Source organism: Streptomyces alkaliphilus, assembly GCF_014141535.1.
Lineage (GTDB): Bacteria > Actinomycetota > Actinomycetes > Streptomycetales > Streptomycetaceae > Streptomyces > Streptomyces alkaliphilus.
Genome location: NZ_VKHT01000577.1, coordinates 1 through 3,342, shown reverse-complemented (window position 1 = coordinate 3,342; position 3,342 = coordinate 1). Strand labels below are relative to the sequence as shown.

Here is a 3,342-nt window from a genome sequence, read left to right as displayed (position 1 = left end):
GCCTCCGGCGGTGGGGACGGGACGGTGGGCTCCGTCCCCCCGGCGGGGGTGCCCGCCGGGAGGACGGAACGCACCACCGGTGTGAAGCCGATCCGCATCCGTACCCTCCGGTCCCGGGGGCCGGAGGTGCGCAGGCGGGGATTGACGAACTCGTCGATGCCGAAGTTGATCAGTGCCAGGGCGGTACCCAACAGGGCGATGCACAACCCGGCGGGTACGAACCACCACCAGGCGCCCTGGGCGAGTGCCTGGTTGCTCTGCGCCCAGAACAGGACGGTGCCCCAGTTCCAGTGCGAGATGTCGGCGACGCCGATGAAGGCGAGGGTGATGTTGGAGAGCACCGCGAAGATGACGGTGCCGATGAAGCCGGAGGCGATGACGGCGGTGAGGTTGGGCAGCAGTTCGAAGACGATGATCCGCCAGGTCGACTCCCCGGAGGCCCGGGCCGCCTGGACCCAGTCCCGGTTGCGCAGCGAGAGGGTTTGGGCCCGCAGGACCCGCGCCCCCCACGCCCAGCCGGTCAGACCGATGACGGCGGCGATCGCCAGGTCGCTGCTGTCGGGCAGGAAGCTCGCGATGATGATGATCAGCGGCAGGCCGGGAAGGACCAGGAAGACGTTGCTGACCGAGGAGAGCACGTCGTCGCCCGCTCCACCGAGGTATCCGGCGGTGACCCCGACCAGGACCGAGAGCACTCCGGCGATCAGCGCGGCGGTGAATCCCACCACCAGGACGCCCCGGGTGCCCACCAGGATCTGGGAGAAGATGTCCTGACCGGTCTGAGTGGTCCCGAACGGGTGCGTCCATGAGGGGGGTTGAAGGATCTCGGGCCCTCGTGCCGAGGGGTCGTGGGGGGCGAGCCAGGGACCGGCGATCGCGATGAGGACGAAGATCCCGAGGATCGTCAGGCCGACCATCGTCTTGCGGTTGCGCAGGAACCGCAGGCGGTCCCGGCGCGGGGCGGGAGCCGGGGCGGTGGTCGCCTGCGCCTCGGCGGCGGGTTGGACACCCATGGTCAGGCCTCCCGTCGGGTGCGCGGGTCGAGCAGCAGGTAGGCCACGTCGGCCAGGAGGTTGGCCACCAGAACGGCCAGCGTGATGATGAGGAAGACACCCTGCATCAGCGGGTAGTCGTTGGCGGCCACGGCCTGGAAGAGGACGTAGCCGATGCCGGGATAGGAGAAGACCATCTCCACCAGCAGGGTGCCGCCGACGATGAAGCCCAGGGAGAGCGCGAAGTTGGAGATGTTCGGCAGGATCGCGTTGCGGGCCGCGTAGGCGTACATCACCCGGCGCTCGGTGAGTCCCTTGGCCTGCCCCACGAGGACGTAGTCCTCGGAGGAGACGGTCACCATCATGTTGCGCATCCCGAGGATCCAGCCGGCGACCGCGCTGACGATGATCGTGATGCCGGGCAGGATGCCGTGGTGGAGCGCGCTGCCGATGAACTCGGCGCTGAACGCGGGCACCAGGGAATTGTCGAAGCCTCCGGAGGCCGGGAAGACCGGCCACTGCACCGCGAACACCGCGATGGCGATCAGCCCGAGCCAGAAGTAGGGGATGGAGGAGAAGAAGGTGGTCAGCGGCAACATGCCGTCCAGCCAGGAGCCCCGGCGCCAGCCGGCGTGGATGCCGATGGCGGTGCCCAGTACGAACGCGAGCAGGGTGGTGATGCCCATCAGGGCGAGGGTCCACGGCAGGCTCTGGGCGAGGATCTCGGAGACCCCGGTGGGGAAGTAGGTGAAGGAGGTTCCCAGGTCCCCGGTGAAGATGTTCCCCAGGTAGTCGAGGTACTGCTGCCACAGGGAGCGTTCCTCGTCCAGGCCGAAGAGGGTGCGCAGGGAATCGATGGCCCTACTGCTGAGCTGCCCCTGGAACCGGTTGATCAGCGACTGCACCGGGTCGCCCGGCATCAGGCGCGGGATGAGGAAGTTGATGGTGATGGCGGCCCAGGCGGTGAGGAGGTAGAACGCCAGGCGCCGGAGGACGAACTTCACGACGCCGCCCCCGTTCCCGGGCCGACGGTCTCCCGCGGGGTGCCGGCCGCGGCGTCCGCCCCCGTGGCCTCCCCCTCGCCGGTGGTCGGGGCGTGCAGCCAGCAGGCGGCCCAGTGGCCCGGCTCGGGGAGGTCGAAGCGGGGCGGGAGCTCGGTGCGGCAGCGCTCCATGGCGAAGGGGCAGCGCGGGTGGAAGCGGCAGCCGGCGGGCGGTGAGATCAGGCTCGGCGGTTCACCGGTGCCCCGGTCCCGGGAGAGCGGGTCCTCGGTGTCGACCGGGGCGCCGGTGTCGGCCGGGAGGAGGTCCCTCCCGGCCGGGGTGGCGTGGGCGTCGGACTCCCCGACGGGCACGTCGACTCCGGTGCCGGTGATCCGGTCGGGGTCGGGTGCGGAGGCGACGAGGAGCTGGGTGTAGGGATGGGCCGGCCGCTGGGTCACGGTCTCGCTGTCGCCGCCCTCGACCATCCTCCCGGCGTACATCACCAGGGTCTCGTCGGCGAAGTAACGGGCGGAGGCGATGTCGTGGGTGATGTAGAGGATCGCCAGGTCCAGCCGGTCCCTCAGGTCGCGCAGCAGATTGAGGATGCCCAGGCGGATGGAGACGTCCAGCATCGAGACGGGTTCGTCGGCCAACAGCACCTCGGGATCGGCGGCCATGGCCCGGGCGATGGCCACCCGTTGCCGCTGCCCGCCGGAGAGTTCGTGCGGGAAGACGTCCAGGTAGCGGGAGGCGGGGGTGAGGTGGACGCGGCCGAGCAGTTCGGTGAGCGCCCTCTCGGTCTCCGCCGCCCCCTTGCCGGCACGGCCGTGGACGCGCAGGGACCGGGTGAGGTGGTAGCGCACGGTGTGCACCGGGTTCAGCGACCCGAAGGGGTCCTGGAAGATCATCTGCACCCGCCGGCAGTGGGCCCGGAAGGAACGTCCGCCGCGCAGGGGGACGGCCGTTCCCCCCAGCAGCAGCTCGCCCGAGGTGAGGGGGTACAGCCGGGCCAACAGCCGGGCCACGGTGGACTTCCCGGATCCGGACTCCCCCACCACGGCGGTGACCGCGCCCCGGCGCAGGGTCAGCGATACGTCGTCCACCGCGTGCACGACGGGCCGTTCACCGCGGCGCAGCGCCCGCACCGAGCGGCGGACGGGGAAGTGTTTGGTCAGCCGACGCGCCTCCAGGACGACCTCGCGGTCGGCGCCGGGAGGGCTTTCGGGGGGACTTCCGGATGGTGGAGTGGTCTTCTCCTGCATGACGAGGTGGCTCCAGGGGGACGGGAACACGGGACGCGGCGGTTCGCGGCGGCTGTGGCACGACGCCGGCGGGGGGAGGAGCCGGGCCCGGGCCCGGCCCGCCCC

The 3,342-nt window shown here is 71.0% G+C and carries 3 protein-coding genes; all 3 read right to left on the bottom strand.

Going from position 1 to position 3,342, the window contains the following annotated elements; translation table 11 throughout:
- The coding region (locus FNQ90_RS16910; protein ID WP_182607150.1) for an ABC transporter permease at positions 1-1,013 on the bottom strand (1,013 nt) is incomplete at its 3' end.
- A gap of 2 nt (positions 1,014-1,015) precedes the next feature.
- Entirely contained in the window at positions 1,016-1,996 is a 981-nt protein-coding gene (locus FNQ90_RS16905; RefSeq protein ID WP_182607149.1) for an ABC transporter permease, read from the bottom strand.
- The gene (locus FNQ90_RS16900; RefSeq protein WP_182607148.1) at positions 1,993-3,237 is read right to left on the bottom strand and encodes an ABC transporter ATP-binding protein; all 1,245 of its coding nucleotides are present in this window, start codon (positions 3,235-3,237) and stop codon (positions 1,993-1,995) included. The genes FNQ90_RS16905 and FNQ90_RS16900 overlap by 4 nt, the downstream gene beginning before the upstream one ends.
- Between the last annotated feature and the right edge of the window lie 105 nt (positions 3,238-3,342).